This is a genomic window from Pseudomonas sp. GM78, assembly GCF_000282475.1.
GTDB lineage: Bacteria > Pseudomonadota > Gammaproteobacteria > Pseudomonadales > Pseudomonadaceae > Aquipseudomonas.
This window is the reverse complement of the sequence record NZ_AKJF01000026.1, coordinates 1-21345: the sequence shown is the minus strand read 5'-3', so window position 1 is coordinate 21345 and position 21345 is coordinate 1. Positions and strand designations below refer to the sequence as shown.

At 63.1% G+C, this 21345-nt stretch carries 18 protein-coding genes; 7 read left to right on the top strand and 11 right to left on the bottom strand.

The annotated features are described in order from the left end of the window. Positions 1 to 110 precede the first annotated feature (110 nt). Together PMI35_RS28675 and PMI35_RS28680 are read right to left on the bottom strand one after the other, a co-directional pair. Positions 111 to 404, bottom strand: a complete 294-nt coding sequence (locus PMI35_RS28675; protein ID WP_008055299.1) for a hypothetical protein — start codon at positions 402 to 404, stop codon at positions 111 to 113. A gap of 56 nt (positions 405 to 460) precedes the next feature. Further along, complete coding sequence (locus PMI35_RS28680) at positions 461 to 1066, bottom strand: arylesterase (RefSeq protein WP_008055297.1); 606 nt, start codon at positions 1064 to 1066, stop codon at positions 461 to 463. A 10-nt stretch (positions 1067 to 1076) separates the two neighbouring features. On the opposite strand from PMI35_RS28680, the gene PMI35_RS28685 reads away from it, so the two are divergent. The 3 genes from PMI35_RS28685 to greB are packed head-to-tail and all read left to right on the top strand — an operon-like array spanning position 1077 to position 4798. Then, on the top strand, positions 1077 to 1760 hold the full coding sequence (locus PMI35_RS28685; RefSeq protein ID WP_008055295.1) for an ABC transporter ATP-binding protein: 684 nt from the start codon (positions 1077 to 1079) through the stop codon (positions 1758 to 1760). Beyond that, the gene (locus PMI35_RS28690) at positions 1760 to 4264 is read left to right on the top strand and encodes an ABC transporter permease (RefSeq protein ID WP_008055294.1); all 2505 of its coding nucleotides are present in this window, start codon (positions 1760 to 1762) and stop codon (positions 4262 to 4264) included. Before PMI35_RS28685 ends, PMI35_RS28690 begins: the two co-directional genes overlap by 1 nt. A 36-nt stretch (positions 4265 to 4300) precedes the next feature. Beyond that, a complete protein-coding gene (greB, locus tag PMI35_RS28695; protein ID WP_008055293.1) occupies positions 4301 to 4798 on the top strand; it encodes a transcription elongation factor GreB in 498 nt (165 codons plus the stop codon). Between the two features lie 33 nt (positions 4799 to 4831). Here greB and PMI35_RS28700 read toward each other — a convergent pair whose 3' ends face one another. The 6 genes from PMI35_RS28700 to PMI35_RS28725 form a co-directional block, all read right to left on the bottom strand. After that, entirely contained in the window at positions 4832 to 5140 is a 309-nt protein-coding gene (locus PMI35_RS28700; protein ID WP_008055292.1) for a hypothetical protein, read from the bottom strand. A gap of 272 nt (positions 5141 to 5412) precedes the next feature. Continuing rightward, complete coding sequence (locus PMI35_RS28705; protein WP_008055291.1) at positions 5413 to 6384, bottom strand: XdhC family protein; 972 nt, start codon at positions 6382 to 6384, stop codon at positions 5413 to 5415. Between the two features lies 1 nt (position 6385). Continuing rightward, positions 6386 to 7621, bottom strand: a complete 1236-nt coding sequence (locus PMI35_RS28710) for a c-type cytochrome (protein ID WP_008055290.1) — start codon at positions 7619 to 7621, stop codon at positions 6386 to 6388. Positions 7622 to 7623: 2 nt separating this feature from the next. Further along, positions 7624 to 8163, bottom strand: a complete 540-nt coding sequence (locus PMI35_RS28715; RefSeq protein ID WP_008055289.1) for a (2Fe-2S)-binding protein — start codon at positions 8161 to 8163, stop codon at positions 7624 to 7626. Next, on the bottom strand, positions 8156 to 10987 hold the full coding sequence (locus PMI35_RS28720; protein WP_008055287.1) for a xanthine dehydrogenase family protein molybdopterin-binding subunit: 2832 nt from the start codon (positions 10985 to 10987) through the stop codon (positions 8156 to 8158). The genes PMI35_RS28715 and PMI35_RS28720 overlap by 8 nt, the downstream gene beginning before the upstream one ends. Before the next feature lie 175 nt (positions 10988 to 11162). Beyond that, positions 11163 to 12104, bottom strand: coding sequence for a LysR family transcriptional regulator (locus PMI35_RS28725; RefSeq protein WP_008055285.1), 942 nt, complete (start codon positions 12102 to 12104; stop codon positions 11163 to 11165). Between the two features lie 124 nt (positions 12105 to 12228). Between PMI35_RS28725 and PMI35_RS28730 the strand changes: the two genes are divergently transcribed. From PMI35_RS28730 to aldA, 4 genes are read left to right on the top strand one after another with little or no spacing between them, the layout of a single operon-like run. After that, positions 12229 to 13524: an MFS transporter gene (locus PMI35_RS28730; RefSeq protein ID WP_008055284.1), complete on the top strand. Its 1296-nt coding sequence runs from the start codon at positions 12229 to 12231 to the stop codon at positions 13522 to 13524. A 17-nt stretch (positions 13525 to 13541) separates the two neighbouring features. Then, entirely contained in the window at positions 13542 to 14726 is a 1185-nt protein-coding gene (rhmD, locus tag PMI35_RS28735; protein WP_008055283.1) for an L-rhamnonate dehydratase, read from the top strand. A gap of 14 nt (positions 14727 to 14740) precedes the next feature. Beyond that, positions 14741 to 15541, top strand: coding sequence for an aldolase/citrate lyase family protein (locus tag PMI35_RS28740; protein ID WP_008055282.1), 801 nt, complete (start codon positions 14741 to 14743; stop codon positions 15539 to 15541). A 19-nt stretch (positions 15542 to 15560) separates the two neighbouring features. Then, the gene (aldA, locus tag PMI35_RS28745) at positions 15561 to 16994 is read left to right on the top strand and encodes an aldehyde dehydrogenase (RefSeq protein ID WP_008055281.1); all 1434 of its coding nucleotides are present in this window, start codon (positions 15561 to 15563) and stop codon (positions 16992 to 16994) included. A gap of 143 nt (positions 16995 to 17137) precedes the next feature. Here the strand turns inward: aldA and PMI35_RS28750 are convergent, their stop codons facing one another. From PMI35_RS28750 to PMI35_RS28760, 3 genes are all read right to left on the bottom strand, one after another. Next, positions 17138 to 19561, bottom strand: a complete 2424-nt coding sequence (locus PMI35_RS28750) for a TonB-dependent siderophore receptor (RefSeq protein ID WP_008055280.1) — start codon at positions 19559 to 19561, stop codon at positions 17138 to 17140. Positions 19562 to 19627: 66 nt separating this feature from the next. Then, a complete protein-coding gene (locus tag PMI35_RS28755) occupies positions 19628 to 20572 on the bottom strand; it encodes a FecR domain-containing protein (protein ID WP_008055278.1) in 945 nt (314 codons plus the stop codon). Continuing rightward, positions 20569 to 21078: a sigma-70 family RNA polymerase sigma factor gene (locus PMI35_RS28760; protein WP_008055277.1), complete on the bottom strand. Its 510-nt coding sequence runs from the start codon at positions 21076 to 21078 to the stop codon at positions 20569 to 20571. Before PMI35_RS28760 ends, PMI35_RS28755 begins: the two co-directional genes overlap by 4 nt. Between the last annotated feature and the right edge of the window lie 267 nt (positions 21079 to 21345).

Below are 21345 nucleotides of genomic sequence, written 5' to 3'. Positions count from 1 at the left end.
ACATAAGAGCGAAACCATAAGTAGCCGTGACCGCAGAAATGGATATGTACACAGCCAACAAAACATAGGTCGGCTGTAAGGCCGCCTTCGCCAAGCCACCGCTACAACGATCAAAGCTCGAACCGCAACTCCGGCCAGATCGGCGACGTGCCACGCTTTTGCGATTCCAGAATGGCCCGGCACAACGAGCACAGGCGCTGGTCCTGGAACACCCGCCGATCGACGTTAGACCAGCGCGGCTGAGCCGGCAGCAGACTGCCGCACAGGGTCCGGTCCGCCGAGCCGCCCAGCTCCAGTTGCCGGGTCACCAGGTGTACCCGCACTTCCTGGCAGGCGAACAGATCCAGCTGTTCGTCAGGCTCGATCAGTTGATAGGCATAAAGTGACCAGGCAGAACGCGGCATCGGGGGCTCCAAATCGGGGGCGCCACCTTAGCCGAAAGCCTGCTCCTAGAAAAGTGTCATAACAGCGGTTTTAGCGTAGGCCAGACATTTTCCAGCAACTTGTCCTGAGCCCCGGCTGCCGGGTGGATGCCATCGGCCTGCATCAGGTCCGGATGACCGCCCACACCGTCGAGGAAAAACGGCACCAGCGGGATCTTTTTCTCATCGGCCAGGTTGCTGTAAACGTCAGCGAAGGCCTTGGTGTATCGAGCGCCATAGTTGGGTGGCAATTGCATGCCGAGCAGCAGCACCTTGGCGCCCGCCTCCTGCGACTGCTGGATCATCGAAGCAAGATTTTGTTGCAATTGTGTTGGCAGCAAACCGCGCAGGCCGTCATTGCCCCCCAACTCGAGGATCACCAGCGCTGGCTTATGCTCTGCAAGCAGCGCCGGCAGGCGTGCCTGGCCTCCGGCACTGGTGTCGCCGCTGATGGACGCATTGACCACCTTATCGTCGAAACCTTCGCGCTTGAGCCGCTGCTCGAGCAACGACACCCACCCCAAGCGGGTATCCAGTCCGAAACCGGCGCTGATACTATCGCCAACGATCAGGACTGTACCCGCCGCTGCGTTCTGGGCCATGCACATCAAGGCCAGGCCAGCACTCAAAAACCACACACGCATCGGATTCTCCATGGGCGCAAGCATTCTCACCGCGAAGAACCTTAGCAAAGTGGTTCCCAGCGCGGAAGGTGAACTGACCATCCTGCACCAACTCAGCCTGGAACTGAACAAGGGCGACAGCCTGGCCATCGTCGGTGCCTCCGGTTCCGGGAAATCCACCCTGCTAGGCCTGCTCGCCGGCCTCGACCTGCCGAGCAGCGGCGAAGTCACCCTCGCCGGCCAGGGCCTGAGCAACCTCGACGAAGACCAGCGTGCGCGCATCCGTGCCGAACATGTGGGCTTCGTCTTCCAGTCATTCCAGCTGCTCGACAGCCTCAACGCCCTGGAAAACGTCATGTTGCCGCTGGAGCTCGATGGCCGCCAGGACGCCCGCGGCCGTGCCACCGAGCTGTTGCAGCGGGTCGGCCTTGGGCAACGCCTGACCCACTCGCCACGCCAGCTCTCCGGCGGTGAACAGCAGCGCGTGGCGATTGCCCGGGCATTTGCCGCCGAACCCGATGTGCTGTTCGCCGACGAGCCCACCGGCAACCTCGACAGCCATACCGGCGAGCGCATCAGCGACCTGCTGTTCGAACTCAACCAGGAACGCGGCACCACCCTGGTGCTGGTGACCCATGATGAACGCCTGGCACACCGCTGCCGGCGCCTGATCCGCCTTGAAGCCGGCCTGCTGGTCGCCCCCCTGGAGCCTTGATGGCACGCCTGCCGCTGTTGCGCCTGTTCAGTCTCGCCGTCCGTCAACTGTTGCGCGATGCCCGCGCCGGTGAACTGCGCGTGCTGTTTTTCGCCCTCGTGGTCGCTGTGGCCGCCAGTACCGCCATCGGCTACTTCGGCGCACGCCTGAATGGCGCGATGATGTTGCGCGCCACGGAGTTTCTCGGTGCCGACCTGCTGCTCGAGGGCAGCTCGCCAGCGCGCCCCGAGCAAGTAAGAAGCGGCACCGAGCTGGGCCTCGAACACGCCCGGGTGGTGGAGTTTTCCAGTGTCATCGCCACCGACAACGGCATACAGCTCTCCAGCATCAAGGCGGCCGACGACGTCTACCCGCTGCGCGGCGAACTGAAAAGTGCCCCTGCGCCCTTCGCCCCGGAAGAGCCCGGTGGCGGGCCGAAACCCGGTGAGGCCTGGGTCGAAGCCCGGTTGCTGACGGCGCTGGACTTGAAGATCGGCGACAGCATCGATGTCGGCATGAAAACCCTGAAGCTGGCACGGGTGCTGACCTACGAGCCCGACCGCGCCGGCAACTTCTACAGCCTGACGCCACGGGTGTTGATCAACCTCGGTGACCTGCAAGCCACTGGCGTGGTGCAACCCGGCAGCCGGGTCAGCTACCGCGAACTCTGGCGCGGCAAGGCCGAAGCCCTGGAAACCTATCGCCAACTGATCAAGCCCGGCCTGGCCGCCAACCAGCGTATCCAGGATGCCCGCGATGGCAACCGGCAGATCGGCGGCGCACTGGGCAAGGCCGAGCGCTATCTGAACATGGCCAGCCTGGTGGCGGTGCTGCTGGCCGGGGTGGCCGTGGCGTTGTCGGCGACACGCTTCGCCACCCGCCGCTTCGATGCCAGCGCGCTGTTGCGCTGCCTTGGCCTGTCCCGTCGGGAAACCATGGTCCTGTTCAGCCTGCAGCTGACCGTGCTCGGCCTGCTCGCCAGCCTCATTGGCGCCGCCATCGGCTGGCTCGCGCAACTGGGCCTGTTCGCCCTGCTGCATGACTTGCTGCCGACCGACGTGCCACCGGGCGGCCTGTTCCCGGCCATCGCCGGTATCGGCACCGGGCTGGTGGCCCTGGCCGGTTTTGCCCTGCCGCCGCTGGCGGCGCTGGGTCGGGTTCCACCCTTGCGCGTGTTGCGCCGGGACATGCTGCCGATACCGTCCAGCACGTGGATGGTCTACGGCGCCGCATTGGGCGCCCTCGGGCTGATCATGTGGCGCCTGAGCCTGGACCTGCTATTGACCTTCGCCCTGCTCGGCGGCGGCGTGGTTGCGGCACTGGTACTGGGCGGTCTGCTGTTGCTGTTATTGAAAAGCCTGCGACGCATGCTGGCCCGTGCCTCCCTGCCGTGGCGACTGGGGCTGGGGCAATTACTGCGCCATCCTTTGGCCGCCGCCGGGCAGTCCCTGGCCTTCGGCCTGATTCTGCTGTCGATGGCGTTGATCGCCCTGCTGCGTGGCGAGTTGCTGGACACCTGGCAGAACCAGCTGCCCAAGAACGCACCGAACTATTTTGCCCTGAACATCCTGCCCGCGGACAAGCAGGCGTTCACCGACCGCCTGATCGCGTTGTCGGCGCAATCGGCGCCCCTGTATCCGGTGGTCCCGGGGCGGCTGATCAGCATCAACGGCGAGCCGGTGCAGCAAATCGTCACCAAGGAATCGGCGGGTGACCGGGCGATCCAGCGTGACCTGAGCCTGACCTGGGCGGCAGACCTGCCCGCGGGCAACCAGATCACCGCCGGCAATTGGTGGCCGGAGCAACCGCCGGATGACATCCCCGGCGTGTCGGTGGAGGGCAAAGTCGCCGAAAGCCTGAAGCTCAAGCTCGGCGACCATATGGTCTTTACCGTGGGCGGGGCCAATCGCGAGGCGAAAGTCACCAGCCTGCGGGAGATCAACTGGGACAACTTCCAGCCGAACTTCTTCATGATCTTCCAGCCCGGCACCTTGAAGGATTTACCGGCCACCTACCTGACCAGCTTCTATCTGGCTGCCGGGCATGACCAGCAGATCGTCGACCTGTCGCGCAGTTTCCCGGCGGTGACGATCCTGCAGGTCGAAGCGCTGCTGGCGCAACTGCGCAGCATCCTCGCCCAGGTCACCCTGGCAGTTGAGTATGTGCTGTTGTTTGTCCTGGCGGCGGGGATGGCGGTGTTGTTCTCCGGTTTGCAGGCGACGCTGGATGAACGCATCCGCCAGGGCGCCCTGCTGCGCGCGTTGGGGGCCGAGCGGCAATTGCTGGTCAAGGCACGACGGATCGAATTCGGGTTGCTGGGTGCGGTCAGCGGGCTGCTCGCGGCGCTGGGTTCGGAAGTCGTCAGCCTGGTGCTCTACCGCTACGCCTTCGACCTGCCCTGGCATCCGCATCCGTGGCTGCTGGTGCTGCCATTGATCGGCGCCGTGCTGATCGGTGGTGCCGGCGTGTTCGGCACCCGCCGCGCCTTGAACGCCAGCCCCCTGACAGTCCTGCGCGAGGGTTGATAGACTCAAGCGCTCCTGATTCGAAGAAAAGTTGCCATGAGCCGTTATCGCCCTCCCCGTACCGCCGGCACCGCGCTGATCACCCCCGAAGGTGAAGCGCGGATGCGCGCCGAGTTTCATGAACTGTGGCACGTGCGCCGCCCCCAGGTGACCCAAGCGGTCAGCGAAGCGGCAGCCCAGGGCGATCGTTCGGAAAACGCCGAGTACACCTACGGCAAAAAGATGCTGCGCGAGATCGACAGTCGCGTGCGCTTCCTGACCAAACGCCTGGAAGCCCTCAAGGTCGTCAGCGAAAAGCCCAGCGACCCGAACAAAGTCTATTTTGGCGCCTGGGTCACGATCGAGGACGAGGATGGCAAGCAATCACGCTACCGCATCGTCGGCCCGGATGAACTGGATTTGAAACAGGGCCTGATCAGCATCGACTCGCCCTTGGCGCGCGCGCTGATCGGCAAGGCACTGGACGCCGAGGTACGGGTCCAGACTCCGACGGGTGAGCAATGTGTGTATATCGTGGCGATCGACTATCCATGAGCCGCAGCGCGCTGCTCCTTGGTGATCAGAGCCTCAGCGACGGGTAATCAACCCTTGCCGGGCAACGCGGGTCAGTTGCCTGATCATTTCCGGGGCGTCTTCGATGCTTGGCGACTGAATCACTGCCAGGTCGAAACTGTCCGCGGCAAAGCGCGCCAGGGATTCACCGTCTTCGACAAACTGGATCAGGAAGGCTGCCGGCCCACCGGTACGGCGTGGCCAACCATCGAGGTAACGCAGGAGCGTCGGCTGATGTTTACCGCCAAGCAGGATTTTTGGATTGCGCTGGGTGAGATGTGCCGTGATCGGCGCGGGACGTACAACAGGGCTTAGTGCATTCATCGTGTCGTGTCTCAGCCTCAAAAAGTCTGCATGGCAGGTGAGAGGCAACACCGAACCAGCGCTTTAGCGGTATTTCGAAGCCTGCTTCAAGCTTCTGTCGGCAACTCAATGAGTGACCTGGCGCCCCGCAAGTAGCTGTTTAAATCGGCGCATGGGCAGCATCCTAGAGAAGCTGACCGGACAGTGTCAAGAATGACGCACAACAAAAAAGGCTCGTCCAATCAAGCGACGAGCCTCTTTTTGAACAAGCCTGGGCCCTGACGGGGCCTGCATCACAGTCGATCGCGCGCGATCCCGCTGCGAATTCGCAGGATATCGGCGAGCACGGCCAAAGCGATTTCCGCCGGGGTCTTGCTGCCCAGGTTCAGCCCGATGGGCGCATGGATCCGCGCCAGTTCCGCCTCCCCCAGCCCACCGATGCGCCGCAACCGCTCGAAGCGCTTTTGCGAAGTCTGCAGGGAGCCCATCACGCCGATGTAGAACGCGTCGGTGCGCACCGCTTCCATCATCGCCAGGTCATCGATGCGCGGATCGTGGGTCAGCGCCACCACCGCGGTATCGCTGTGGCAGCCGCCGTCGGCGATGAACACCGAGGGCAGTTGACGACGAATCTCCACGTTGTCCAGCACCACGCCTTCCAGCACTTCGTCCCGCGGATCGCAAAGTATCACCTCGAATCCCAGGCCCACGGCAAACTCCGCGCAGGCTTGGGCCACGCTGGAATACCCGGCCAGCAACAGGCGTTGTGCCGCGCCGATGCGCAGCCTGACGCGATCGATCTCGCGCTCGACGCGCACACCCTGCTCGCGATCATCGAACAGACTGCGCGCGCCGCTGGCCAGGTCGACTTCACGGATCAGCCGACGCCGGCCCAACAGCGCCGACTCCAGCTCCCGCAGATGCGCCTGCACCTCACAGACAGGCTCAAGCTTTTCCACCAGCACATCGAGCACGCCGCCGCAGGGCAGGCTGACCCGCGAGCGCGGGTCATCGCCTTCGCCGTAGCGCACGACGCTGACCGCTTGCTCGAATGCACCTTCGGCGACGCGCTCGAGGAAGTCTTCCTCGACACAGCCGCCGGACAGCGAACCGATCCATTGCCCGTCAGCATTCACCGCCAGCAACGAGCCCGGCGCACGAGGCGCCGAGCCGTAGGTGGCCAGCACGCTGCACAGCCAGATGCGCTGCCCGGCCGTCGACCACGCCAGTGCCCGCCGCACCACTTGCAGATCCAGATGCTGCATGTCAGTGCGCCTTGTGCTCGAGCGGCGGCGCGTCGGCCCGCAACTTCTGCACATCGTTCAAGGCCAGGTCACCCGGTTGACCGCCCCACGCCTGGCGCAGGTAGTTCAACAGATCGGCAAGCTGCGCGTCGGTGAGCTTCTGCGCGAAACCCGGCATGGGTTGCATGTGTTCGAAGCCTGCGAATTTCTGCTCGCCGATCCCATCGTCGATCACCCGCACCAGGTTGCGTGGGTCTTCCAGACGCAAGGTGGTGTTGCCGCGCATGGCCACGGCGATGTGCGGTTTGCCTTCGCCATTTGGCGCGTGGCAACCGGCACAGACGTTCAGGTAGTCCTGGCGGCCGCGCTGGGCGCTGGCACTGAGCTGCTCCAGTGGCACGTCGGTCAAGACTTTCGCCGCCGGTGGCTGGTCGCCGAGCAGGAAGGTCGCCATAGCCGCCAGGTCCGGATCGTTGAGACCCTGGGTGCTGTTGTGGAACACCGGGAACATCTCGTTGAACATGGTGCCCTGGGCGCTCATGCCGTGCTTGAGGAACGAACTCAGGTCCTGATGATTCCAGCCACGGGCCGCCAGGTCAGTGGCCAACAGGCTTGGCGCCAGGTAGCCATTGAGAATGCCGCCGGTCATGCGTTTGTCCTGCTGCATCGCCCCCGGCAAGCCGCGCGGGGTATGGCATTCGCCGCAGTGACCGAGCACGTCGACCATGTACTGGCCGCGCTTCCAGGCTTCGCTTTTGCCTTCGGTCGGCGCCAGCTTCACGTCCTTGCCGTACATCATGTTCCAGCCCATCAGGCCCAGGCGCACGTTGAACGGAAAGCTCAGGCTGGTGACCGGCGCAGCACGCTCGATCGGTGCGACGGTTTTCAGGTAGGCGTGGATCGCGTCGGAATCCGCACGTGGCATCAGGTGATACGAGGTGTAGGGCATCGCCGGATAAAGGTTGGCGCCATCTCGGCGCTTGCCTGCGGTGAGCGCAGCGAAGAATTCGTCATCGTTGTACAGGCCGATGCCATGCTCTTTGCTCGGGGTGATGTTGGTGCCGTAGATCGTCCCGAATGGCGAGACGATCGGCAGGCCACCGGCATAGGGCGCACCACCCGGCGCGGTATGACAAGCCATGCAGTCAGCGGCGCGGGCCAGGTAAGCCCCACGAACCACCTGATCATCCGCCTGCGCCAGCAACACAGGCGCAGCCAGGCCGACCGCCAGGGTCAGGCGGGTAAGTAGTTGCTTCATGCTTAGCCCTCCTTGACCAGGCCGAGATCGGTCAGCACATTGCGCGTGGCGCTGTAGTAGCGCACGTATCCGGTGCAACGGCAGATGTGGTGACCGAGGCTGTCCTCGATGACTTTTTCCAGCTGGCTCTTGACGATCGGCTGAAGCTGCAGCTTTTCCACCAGCACCGTCGCGGCATTCACAAAACCCGGTGCGCAGTAGCTGCACTGGAAGGCGAACTCGTCGACGAAGCGCTGCTGGATCGGGTTCAGCTCGGTGACCTTGCCCTGCTCATCGCGGGTCGCATGGCCTTCGATGGTCCGGACCTTCTTGCCTTCGAAATAGTGCGCGCCGGTAATGCAGGTGCGCACTTCTTCGCTGGTGCCATCGGGGTTGTCGACGATCACCACACAGGCGTGGCAGATGCCCTGGCCGCAGCCCAGGCGCGAACCGGTGAGGTTCTTGTATTCGTGCAGGTAGTCGATCATCGGCAGGTCATCAGGGATGTCCACCGGGCCGACGGATTGACCGTTGAGGGTCAGTTGAAGCGGACGGTTAGCCATTGAGGGCCTCCTTGATGCGTGCAGAAGTGATAGGCAGGTCGCGGACTCGTTTGCCGATGGCGTGGGCCACGGCGTTGCCGATGGCACCGACCACCGGGATCATCACCACCTCGGCGATGCCCTTGGACGGGTCGCTCGGCGACAGAGGCGGCAGGATTTCCGCGGTCTGTTTCCACACCGCCACGTGCCGCGCCATCGGCAAGCGGTATCGGTTGAAGTTCCAGTCACCCTCCCCCGGCCCGCCTTCGTACAGCGGCATTTCTTCCATCAACGCATGGCCGATGCCCATGGCGATGCCGCCTTCGACCTGGCCCTTGACCAGCTCTTCCACCAGCACCCGACCGCACTCGACCCACGAGTGGTGATTAAGTACCGATACTTCGTGCGAGCCCTTGTTGACCTTCACTTCCACCAGCGTCGCCACCGGGCTGTAGTAAGTCACCGCCGCGTTGTTCAATTGGGTTGGCGGGTAGGCGATGTTCTGCCGATCCAGCAAGTGGAAACCGGCGCTGCTCATCTGCGCTTTCTTCACCTTCGGCGCGCCGTCGCCGTACTTGACCGCCAGGCCATCGAGCGGCAAACGCTCACGCACGCCATCGATGCTGTACTCGGCCTCGGCCCAGCTCCAGCGGTTGAAGCCGTGCACCGTGGCACCGGTGACCAAACCGCGTTCGTGGGCACGTTTGGCGAGCATGGCGAACGGCAAGGGCTCCATGCCGTTGGCGGTGAGTTTGCCATCGACCCAATGGGCGTCCTCGCGGCGTACCACGTAAGGGTTTGCCTGGCCGCCGTAGGGGCCTTGGCGCCAGATTTCGAGCGCCGCCGGCCACAGGCCGTGGTTGAACAGCACACGCGCCGCTTCACGGGTGGCGTGGCTGAAGTAGTAGGCGGAGTTGGTCGCCGACGATGCCGACGCGACCTTGCCGACCCAGCGCGGGTTGCGCAGGAAGTTGTCCTGCTCGGTCTGGCTCATGATGTACGGGTTGCCGCCGCTGATCAGCTGCAACTCTTTCCATTCGGTTTCGCCGGTCTTCACTTCGTGCGCCGGGTTGCCGAGGAAATCGGCCACCACCATCGCCTGCGAGGTGGACATGCCGGTACCGATTTCGATACCGATGTGGCGCAGTGTGATGCGACCATCCACGGTGTATTCGATGCTGGCCATTGGCGCTTCGGAACCGGTGCCGAAGTCTTTCTGGCATATGGCGAAACCGACGCCATACCAGTTATCCGGGTCCGCCGCTTCGCGTTGTTGCTTGATCGCGTTGCGGTTTTTCCAGACTTCGTTGACCGCCGCCTTGTCGAGGATCTCGTGCAGGCGCAAGGCTCCGGCCGGGACCGCGCCCTGGGTGTTTTTCATGCCCGAGCGCAGGGCATTCTTGCGTCGCAGCTCAATGGCATCGACACCGAGGCGATCGGCAATTTCATCGACCATCATTTCGGTGGACGCCATGCTCTGCAGCGTGCCGTAGCCACGCATCGACCCGGCTTCCACCGCACGCGAGTGATAGGCGGTGACCTGCAGATCGTTCTGCGGCATGTAGTAGATCGACTGCGCCGCCGTGGCGCCTACTGCCGCCACGGAGGGGCTGTAGTTGACCCGTCCGCCGCCGTCGACACTCATCTCGGCGCGGAAGATCTTGAAGCTGTGATCGGTCTTGTCCACCGCCAGCTGGTAGCGGATGTCGAACGGGTGACGCTTGATGCCGCTCTGGAACTGCTCGTAGCGGTCGTTGGCCAGGCGTACCGGCACACCGGCGCCGTACAACGCCGCCAAGGCTGCGTAGTAGACGAAAATGTTGTGGTCTTTGGAGCCGTAGCCGACGGTGTAGCCAGGGTGCATGTTGAGGTTGGCCAGGCCGAAACGCGACGGCGCGATCATCTTCGCGGTCTCGGTCGCGGTTTCCAGCGGGCACTGGGTGGCAACCACAAAATGCAGGGTCTTGGTCGCAGGGTCGTACCAGCCGTTGCCGTTGTCCGGCTCCATGGCCGCGGGTTCGATCGACGGGGTCTTGTAGCGCTCGTCGAACACCAGCCAGTTGTCCGACGGCGTGTCGATCTGTTGCTTCATGCGCTCGGCGTAGAACAAGCCACGCTCGGTCAGGTTGCCGTGCAGGTTCGGCTGCGCATTCCATACCGGCCGGCGGTTGCGCAGCATCGGGAACAGAATCGAATCCTTGAGGCTGGCGAATTCGTCTTCATCGGCCGAGGTCGCGCCGCCCACGCGCACATAGCGGAAGCTGCCATAGGGATCGCCCTCGTAGAACGGCACTTTTTCGCCGTAGCGGATTGCCTTGTCATTGAACTTGAGCTGGGCCTTGGCTTGGCGGAAGCGCTCGAAGTCGTTCCAGATCAGGATCGCCACCGGGTGGCCGATGAACATCGGCACCTTGCCGGCCGGCAACAGGGGGTCGGGGGCGTGTTCTTCCGGGAAGACGATGCCGTCCTTGACCAGGTCGTCGGCGGTAACGATGCGGTCGGGCTGCAGGTCGGCACCGAGCCACGACAGGTCGTAGCCGTCATAGATACGGTCGGCCTTGATGGTTTTCAGCAGCATGGCGTGGCCTTGCTGCTGCGGCCAGCCCGGCATGTCCTTGGCGCGGATGTCGCGGGCAAAGACCTTGCTGCCGCAGACCTTGGACAAGGCATCGTTACGGGCGCGCGCCTTTCCGTTGTTGCCAAGCCACTGCTCGGACGGCACGGTCACGCTGTTTTCCATCAAGGCTGCCAGCGCCTGACTGCTCAGCGGTGTAAGCGTCACGCTCACACCCGCCACCAGCCCGCCCTGAAGGAACGAGCGCCGGGATATTTCACGGTTGGACATGGATCATCCTATGAGCGGTCATGGAGGCCGCCCTTCTGGTTATGTTCTGGAAATCTCGAGTCGCGCAGAAGCCCCTTTTGACGATGCAAGGGGCTGTGATGACAATTCAAAGCTGACCGATAGGTTAACTTTAAAGGTTTCTGCGCTCGCGGAAAACAAAAAACTGACCAAGGAATCAAAAAATCGCGGCTTTTCGCCGCAGCAGATCAATGAACAGGCCCAACTCCCGACTGATGTGCTCGCCCTTGCGCAACAGCAACCCGAACGGCGCCAGCTGCACATCCAGTTCAACCGGCAGCGCCACCACCAAGCCCATTTTCAGGTAGTCGCGCAAGGCGGTCTCCGACAGCACCATGATCGCGTCAGTCAGCTGAATCAACTGCTGCATCGAATACACCGAGCTACATTCAATGATGTCTGCCGGCAGCGGCAAGGCCAGGCGCTGCAGGGCTTGATCCAGGCCAATACGCGCGGGGCTGGTTTCCGGTTGCAAAATCCACGGCCAGCCGCTGACCAGTTCAGCCATCTGCAGTTTTTCGCGCCGGGCCAGCGGGTGGCCAGCGTGCACCACCACCAGCAGGCGTTCGTTGCCCAGCTGTTCGAACTCGTAGTGCTCACTATCGGTGGCGGCATTGCGTCGGGCGATGGCGAGGTCGATGCGGCCCTGCTCCAGCAACTGGATCACCTGGTCGCTGGTGTCGCCCATGATACGAATCCGCAGCTGCGGGTTGAGCGCCTTGATCTCGGCAATCGAGTCCATCACCAGGTCCGGCGCCGCGCCCATGATGGTGCCGATGGAGAGATAGCCATAACCACCCTGTTGCCGCGCGATCAGGTCCTCGGCGCAGCGGTCGAGGCCACTGAGGGCCGTCTCGGCAAAGCGAATCAGCTCCTGACCCAGCGCCGTCGGTCGCATGCCCCGGGGTAGACGTTCGAACAGGTCGCAGCCAAACATGTCTTCAATCTCATGGAGCATGCGGGTGGCGGCCGGTTGCGACATGTTCAGGCTTTGCGAAGCGCGGTGCAGGTTCTGGCTCGAATTGAGCGTCACCAGCATGTGCAGATGCTTGTAGCGCAGGCGGTTGAGCAGGCTGCGGGAGATGATGGGCGTGGTCATGGCGGGCCTTGTTATCGATACCCTCAGGGTATCGGTTGTGAGCTAGATTCGATTTGTAACGCATCGATCAGCCGCCGTACAGTCTTCCCCATAAGAACAAATGCCCTACCAAAGGAAAACCGCGATGAAGACTCTACCCGCGCCCCTGCTCGCCAAGATTTCCTGGCGGCTGCTCCCGTTTCTCCTGCTGATGTACATCATGGCCTTCCTCGACCGCGCCAACGTCGGGTTCGCCAAGCAAGCCTTCCAGGCCGATACCGGTATCAGCGACGCCGCCTTCGCCTTTGGCGCCGGGGTGTTCTTCGTCGGCTACGCGCTGCTCGAAGTGCCGAGCAACCTGATCCTGCACCGCGTTGGCGCCCGTCTATGGATGTGCCGGATCATGGTTACCTGGGGCCTGGTCTCCGCGGCCATGGTCTTTGCCCATAACGAAACCACCTTCTATGTCCTGCGCTTCCTGCTGGGCGTGGCTGAAGCCGGATTCTTCCCCGGCGTGATCCTGTACCTCACCTACTGGTTTCCCAGCGCCGTGCGCGGCAAGGCCATGGGGTTCTTTTACTTCGGCGCGCCACTGGCATTCATCTTCGGCAGTCCGCTGTCCGGATTACTGCTGGAAATGGACGGATGGGCCGGCTTTCACGGCTGGCAGTGGCTGTTCGCCGTTGAAGGCTTGATGGCCACGGCGGTTGGTATCTGGGCTTACTTTTACCTGGACAATCGCCCGGCGGACGCCAAGTGGCTGACGGTCGAGGAACGCCAGCAAGTGCAGAGCCTGCTCGACCAGGAAGACAGCCACAAACAGAACCACGGCCGCAGCCTGCTCAACGTGTTGTGCCAACCCTCGGTGCTGTACCTGTGCCTCATCTACCTGCTGATCCAGGCCAGTGTCTACGGCGTGGTGTTCTACCTGCCGACCCAGGTCGGCGGACTGTTGGGCACCAAGGTCGGGCTGATGGTCGGGCTGGTCACCGCGATTCCATGGATCTGCGCCATCGTCGCCGCGTACCTGATTCCCGGCTACAGCGACCGCACCGGCGAACGGCGGCGCACGGCGTGCCTGACGTTGCTGATGTCCGCCGCCGGTATCGCCTGCTCGGTGACCTTCAGCAGTCCATTCCTGGGCATCATCGCCCTGTGCTTCGCCGCTTCGGGCTTCATTGCCGTGCAACCGGTGTTCTGGACCTTCCCCTCCAGTTACCTCGCCGGTAGCGCCGCGGCGGCCGGCATCGCCCTGATCAACTCGTTCGGTGCCCTCGGCGGCTTCATCGCCCCGGTGCTGAAAAACTGGGCCGAAGGCGCCTTCCATTCCCCGGCAGCCGGTCTGTACCTGCTGTCCGCTACCACCGTCATTGCCGCGTTGCTGGTGCTGGGCGTGCGTTCGCCCAGCCATAAGGCTTCGAACAAACCGGCCACCGTTTAAACCTGAGGAGTCACACCATGGGCATTCCAACCATCAAACACGTGCGCGCTTTCACCCTGCGTGGCGGCGGCGCGGATTATCACGATCAGGCGGACGGTCACTGGATCGACGATCACATCGCCACGCCAATGAGCAAATACCCGGAGTACCGCCAGAGCCGCCGCACCTTCGGCATCAACGTGCTCGGCACCCTGGTGGTGGAGATCGAAGCCAGCGACGGCACTGTCGGATTCGCGGTCACCACCGGTGGCGAACCGGCTGCTTACATCGTCGAGAAACACCTGGCGCGGTTCCTCGAAGGCGCGAAAGTCACCGACATCGAAAAAATCTGGGACCAGATGTACCAGTCGACCCTGTATTACGGGCGCAAAGGCATCGTCATCAATACGATTTCCGGGGTCGACCTGGCGCTGTGGGATTTGCTCGGCAAGATCCGCCAGGAGCCGGTGCACCAACTGCTCGGCGGCGCGGTGCGTGATGAATTGCAGTTCTACGCCACCGGTGCACGCCCGGACCTGGCGCAGAAAATGGGTTTCATTGGCGGCAAGATGCCCCTGCACCATGGCCCGGCCGAAGGCGAAGAAGGCCTGCGCAAGAACCTCGAAGAACTGGCGACCATGCGCGAACGGGTCGGCCCGGACTTCTGGCTGATGCTCGATTGCTGGATGAGCCTGGACCTCAACTACGCCACCAAGCTGGCGGTCGGCGCCCACGAACACGGCTTGAAGTGGATCGAAGAAGCGCTGCCGCCCGACGATTACTGGGGCTACGCCGCCCTGCGCAACAACGTGCCCAAAGGCATGCTGGTGACCACCGGCGAACACGAAGCCACCCGCTGGGGCTTCCGCATGCTGCTGGAGATGGGCTGCTGCGACATCATCCAGCCGGATGTCGGCTGGTGCGGCGGCCTCACCGAACTGGTGAAAATCTCGGCCCTGGCCGACGCCCACAATGCCTTGGTCATTCCCCACGGCTCATCGGTGTACAGCTATCACTTCGTCGCCACCCGACACAACAGCCCGTTCGCCGAGTTCCTGATGATGGCACCCAAGGCTGACGAAGTAGTGCCGATGTTCCATCCGCAATTGCTTGGCGAACCGATACCGGTGAACGGACGCATGCGCCTGTCGGCGCTCGACCAGCCGGGATTCGGCGTCACCCTCAACCCGGAATGCCAACTGCATCGGCCGTATAGCCGCTGAGAAAGGAGTTCGTGATGAACATGCCGCACAACGCTTTCAAGGCCGCCCTGAAAACCACCGCGCCCCAATACGGTATCTGGGCCGGGTTCGCCACCGGCTACGCCGCCGAGATCGTCGCCACCACCGGTTATGACTGGATGCTGATCGACGGGGAGCACGCACCCAATACCGTGCCCGGCGTACTCGCCCAATTGCAGGCCGTGGCGCCCTACTCCACCGCCCCCATCGTGCGCGCCGTGAATGGCGACGCCAGCCTGATCAAGCAGCTGCTGGATATCGGCGCGCAGACGCTGATGATCCCGATGGTCGAAACCGCCGAGCAGGCCCAGGCCCTGGTGCGCGCCATGCGATATCCACCCCACGGCATTCGTGGCGTCGGCGGCGGCCTGACCCGCGCCACGCGCTGGGACGGGGTGCCGGATTACCTGAACACCGCCCATGAACAACTGTGCCTGATCGTGCAGGTGGAATCGCGGCTCGGCGTGGAAAACGTCGCAGCGATTGCCGCCGTGGAAGGCGTCGACGCGGTATTCATCGGGCCGGCGGACCTGTCCATCGGTCTGGGCCATGCCGGTAATCCCGGCCATCCACACGTTCAGGAGCGGATTCAACACGCAGTCAACGCCACGCTGGCGGCCGGCAAGGCCTGCGGCATCCTCGCGCCGAATGAAGAAGACGCGCGCCGCTATCAGGGCTGGGGCTGCCAGTTCATCGCCGTGGCGATCGACATCAGCCTGTTACGCCAGAGCGCCATGACCACCCTCGCCCGCTACCGCACACCGGCCACCGAACAAGCGCCGTCGCGTACCTACTGATCAGCCCAGGAGTCGTTCCATGTCATCCGTGCCTGTTTACGAAAATTACATCGACGGCCAGTTCGTCGCCAGCGCCGCCCACCTCGATGTGATCAACCCGGCCACCGGTGCCCTGCTGTCGAAGGTGCCGGCGTCGAATGCCGAAGATGTCGATCGCGCCCTGGCGGCTGCGCGCACCGCGCAAAAGGACTGGGCGCGCAAACCGGCCAATGACCGCGCCGGCTACTTGCGCCGAATCGCCGCCAAACTGCGGGAAAACGTTGCACACCTGGCGCGCACCATTACCCTGGAACAGGGCAAGATCAACGGCCTGGCCGAAGTCGAAGTCAATTTCACCGCCGACTACCTCGACTACATGGCCGAGTGGGCGCGGCGTATCGAAGGCGAAATCATCACCAGCGACCGGCAGAACGAAAACATCTTCCTGTTCCGCAAACCGCTGGGGGTGGTGGCCGGGATCCTGCCGTGGAATTTCCCGTTCTTCCTGATCGCCCGCAAGATGGCCCCGGCCCTGCTGACCGGCAACACCATCGTCATCAAGCCCAGCGAAGAAACGCCGAACAACTGCTTCGAATTCGCCCGGCTGGTCGCTGAAACCGACCTGCCGCCCGGCGTGCTCAACGTGGTCTGTGGCGATGGCCGCGTCGGTGCGGCGTTGAGTGCGCACAAGGGCGTGGACATGATCAGTTTCACCGGTAGCGTCGCCACCGGCTCACGGATCATGGCCGCCGCCGCGCCGAACATCACCAAACTCAATCTGGAACTGGGCGGCAAGGCCCCGGCGATCGTGCTGGCGGATGCCGACCTGGACCTGGCGGTGAAGGCCATTCGCGATTCGCGGATCATCAACAGCGGCCAGGTGTGCAATTGCGCCGAGCGGGTATACGTTGAGCGCAAGGTGGCGGATCAATTCATCGAGCGTATCGCCGCCGCCATGAATGCCACTCGTTATGGCGACCCGATTGCCCAACCTGATGTGGAGATGGGCCCGCTGATCAATCGCCAGGGCCTGGACAGCGTCAATCGAAAAGTCCGCACGGCGTTGAACCAGGGCGCAAGCCTGATCAGCGGCGGGCAGATTGCCGACCTGCCGAACGGCTTTCACTTCCAGCCCACCGTCCTGGCAGGATGCCACGCCGACATGGAGATCATGCGCGAGGAGATCTTCGGCCCGGTGCTACCGATCCAGATCATCGATGACCTGGACGAAGCGATCGCCCTGGCCAACGATTGCGACTATGGACTGACCTCGTCGATCTACACCCGCGACCTGAGCAAAACGATGCACGCCATGCGCGAGCTGGATTTTGGCGAAACCTACGTCAACCGCGAGAATTTCGAAGCGATGCAGGGTTTCCACGCCGGCGTGCGTAAATCCGGGATTGGTGGTGCGGATGGCAAGCATGGGTTGTATGAGTACACCCATACGCATGCGGTGTACCTGCAAGGCTGAGTTTTGCGGTGTGGCTGACGCCGCCATCGCGGGCAAGCCCGCTCCCACAGGATTCTCGTTGTTCACTCAATTTGTGTAACAACGCAGATCATTGTGGGAGCGGGCTTGCCCGCGATGGCGTCGGGTCAGTCAAAGCGATGCCATCAGAAGTCGACAGTCGCCGACAGCAGATAGGTCCGCGGTGTCGACAGCGTCAAGCCCGGCTCGCTGTCGTCCGAGGCCCCCGCCGAACTCCAGTAACGCTTATCCGCCACGTTCTCGACATTGGCGCGCACGGTAACGTTCGTTTCGTCGACTGTGAACGCGTATCGCGCCCCCACGTCGAAACGCTCCCAGGCATCGATTTCCTTGTTGTTGGACTGGTCCAGATACTGTGAACTGGAATAGATGCCACGGCTGGTCAGGGTCAGCCCCTGGACGTTCGGCACATCCCACTCGGCGCCCAGGTTGACGTTGTATTCGGGCGTGGCGGGCGCCCGGTTGCCGTCGAACGTGCCGTTGGTGGTGTCGGTCAACTCGCTGTCGATGTACATCACACCACCGAGCAGCCGGAACCCTTTGAGCGGTTCTCCGAACACGCTCAGCTCCACACCCTCGTTCTGCCGTTTGCCGTTGGGGCCGAATACCCGCGTCGTGGCGTTGGTCTCATAGGCCGGCTGCCTGATCCGGAACACCGCTGCGGTGACGGCGAACGCACCGGCGTCGTACTTGGCGCCAACTTCGACCTGGCGGCTGATGAACGGCGGGAAAATCTCGTCCTCGTTGATCGAGGTCGACGGGGCGATCTTGCCCTGGCTCAGGCCTTCCATGTAGTTGGCGTACAGCGACAGCTTGTCGGTGGCCTTGAACAGGATGCCGCCCGACGGCGAGACCTTTTCCTCGTCGTAGGCGGTGTCGCCCTTGACGTCATCCGACCAGTCGTCCACCTGCACCCGCTGCCAGCGGGCACCGAGGGTCAGCAGCAGCCGGTCATCGAAGAACCCCAATGTGTCGGACAAGGCCACGCTGCTGAAGCGGTTCTCGGTGTAGACCTCAGGATCGAAGCGTGTGGGCCGGACAGGCGTCGGGGTTTGCACGGGGTCGTAGAGGTTGCTGGGAGCCGCGGCATAACGCGCGCCGCCATTCTCGAAGTCCATGTAGAAATAACTGGCCGCGAGGTTGACCTGATGGCTTACCGGGCCGGTATGGAACCAGTTGCGCACGCCCGCCGTGGCCGTACGGACATTTTCGTCGCGGGTGAAGTCACGTGGCAGCACGCTGAAATCACCCGCATCGTTGCTGACCGCAACGGCATGCCGGAGAAAGTCGTGATTGCTTTTGCGCGCGCCGACACCGCCGTACAGCAGGACTGAATCGCTGACATCGAATTCGCCGTTCAGGGTGCCGAAAGTGTCCGTGGTCCGCGCCTGGCTCCAGGGCTGCGCGTAGTTGTGGCGGACATCGTTCGCGTTCGGCACCTGCGCATTGACGCCCACCTGCACACGTTCCTGCGGGGCGTCGGTATCGCGCTCGGTGTGGCCAATGTCCGTCGAGAGCCGCAGACGCTCACCGCGAAAATCCAGGCCCAGCACGGCCATCTCGCGATCGACACGCTGGTGATCCCATTCGGTGTCGCCGGACTGCTTCACGCCGTTGAAGCGAATACCGAACATGTCCTCTTCACCAAAACGTCGGCCGACATCCATAGCACCGCCGAGCTGGTTGTTGGAGGCGTAACTGCCGGTGAACGACGTGATGGGCTGGTCGGTCGCGCGTTTGGGCACCACGTTGATCCCACCCCCCACGCTGCCCCGCGGCGAGATGCCGTTGATCAGCTGGCTGGGACCCTTGAGGATATCGACGCGGTCAGCCATCTCCATGTCGATGGTATAGGTCGGCAAGACCCCATAGAGCCCATTGTAGGAAACATCACTGTTGAACAGGCTGAGCCCGCGAATGGTGAACTGCTCATAGCGCCCTCCCGCCGGGTTGGTGGCGCGAACCGAGGGATCGCTGGCAACCAGGTCGCCCAGGGTACGCGCCTGCAGGTTTTTCACCGCCTCGCTGGTGTAGGTGGTCATGCTGAACGGCGTTTCCATGAAGTCTTGCGAGCCCAGCAAGCCTTGTGAACCGCGGCGCGCAACCTGGCCACCGGCATATGCCTGATCGGCCGCGTCGCCCGCCGTAGCGAGAATGGAGGTCGCGCCCAGTTGCAGGCTGCTGCCGGAAGGCGCGGGAATCAGGATGTACGCCTGCTCCCCCACCGGTTGCAGTTGCAGGCCGGAATTGTGCAACAAGCGGACGAAGCCCTCCTCCACCCCATACTCACCGGACAGCCCGGCGCTGCTGCGGCCGCTGACCAATGCCGGATCGACCGACAGGTTGACCCCGGCCAGGCCGGCGAACCGGGTCAGCGCATCGCTCAGGCTGCCGGCCGGCACCTGATAGCTGCGGCGGGTGGCGTCGTCGGCCCATCCATTGGTGATGAAAACCGGGCTGGCACTCAGGCTCAACAACAGGCTCAGGCGCAACAACGGGCGCAGACCGGACGACGCCGGGCGTGGACGGCAAGACTTTACGGCGGGCATTGAAGAGGCTCTCTTGTGCGTTCAGTTGCCTTGAATGACAAGCGAGTCAAAAAAAGGGGACAGGCTTCAAACAACTTTTTTGCGCGGCGTCAGCGTCACCCAATATCGAGTACGCATTTGCACCTCCAGGGGCAGGCTGGCCGCGAGCAGCGCGAGGATGCGATCGGTGTCGTCCAGGCGGAAACTGCCGGTCACCCGCAGCGTTTCGAGCTCTGGCGCCCAACGCAGGACACCGGGCCGATAGGTGTCGAGCTCACGCAGGAATTCCCCGAGTGGCGTGTTGCTAGCCATCAACACGCCTTCGCGCCAGCCGGGTTGCAATACATCAAAGGCCTGTACCGCGGCGGCGCCTGTCGCCTGCAGATTGACCTGCTGACCCGTGTGCAATGTCAGCGCTGCGCCCTGCAAGGTTTGCAACTGCACGGCGCCGTTGAACACCGACACCCGGCATCCGCGGCCATCCTGTCGCACACAGGCTTCGCCTTGACTGATGATCACCTGACCGAACCGGGTCTGGATCATCAAGGGTGATGCTCCCGGCACTTTCAGCGACATTTCACCCTCCACCAGCGTTACCCGACGGCTCGGCAGATCCACATCGACGGCGCTGGCGGTGTTGAGTTGCAGGACACTGCCATCGGCCAGTCGTACTTGCTTGTGCTCGCCCGTGGCGGTCTGCAGGTCGGCGCGCCAGACGTCCAGCGGCAATTGCCGGCTGATCAGCCAGGCGGCCGGCACCAACGCGACCGCGCCCAATGCGCGCTTGAGCACCACGCGCCGCCCAGGATCGGGGCGGTCGAGGCTGCTCAGGGCCAACGCTGAAGGCAGGTCGGCAAAGCGTTGACGCAAGGCCTGGGCCTTTTGCCAGGCGTGCTCATGACTGGCGCAGCTGTCGCGCCACCGTTGCAGATTTACGCGGTCCTGTTCGGTGGCGCCGCCCGACTCGAGCAACGCCAGCCATTGTGCGGCGGCGCGGACGGCCTGGCGAACATCGGGCGCCGGGCTGTTCACAGCTCCACCATCAGGCAATGTTCATAGGCTTGCGCCATGTAGCGTTTGACCGTGCGCTGCGACACCGACAAACGCTCGGCGATTTGCTGGTAGTTCAAGCCTTCGAGCTGACTCCAAAGAAAGGCCCGTCGCACTGCCCTGGGCAATCCATCGAGCAGTTCGTCCAGCGCTTGCAGGGTTTCCAGCAGCAGCCAACGCTGTTCCGGGGACGGCGCACAATCCTCGGGCAGGGACGCCAACGCACTCAGGTAAGCCTGTTCAAGACTGCGACGCTGGTAGAAGTTGCTCAGCAGGCGTTTGCCCACCGTCAGCAGATAGGCACGGGGCTCTTGCAGATCAGCGATGCGCTGGGAGCTGGCGAGCAAACGCAAAAACGTATCCTGGCTCAGGTCCGCCGCATCGCAAGCGTTGCCCATGCGTCGCCTCAGCCAGCCCTCGAGCCAGCTACGGTGATCGCGGTACAGGTCGTGAAGGGTTTGTTCCTTCGCCATCGCTGCATCACTCATCTCAAGAAGCCCTGTGCCAGGAGTTATCGTAAATGAGAGTGATTCTAATTAATGTCGCGAGGCGTCACCAAGTGCTTTATGCAGCAGTTGCGCAGAAAGATTCGGCGGGAGGCGTAACAGTGGAGAAAAAGCCAAATACCAGAAACAAAAAACCCCGGTCTTTCGACCAGGGTCTTTGCTATCGACTCGAAGTAAACCAGTGGTTTTCTTCGTAGCTCCAAGGCATTCAGTGGGCCTCGAAGCAGATATGGCGCAGCGGACGGGACT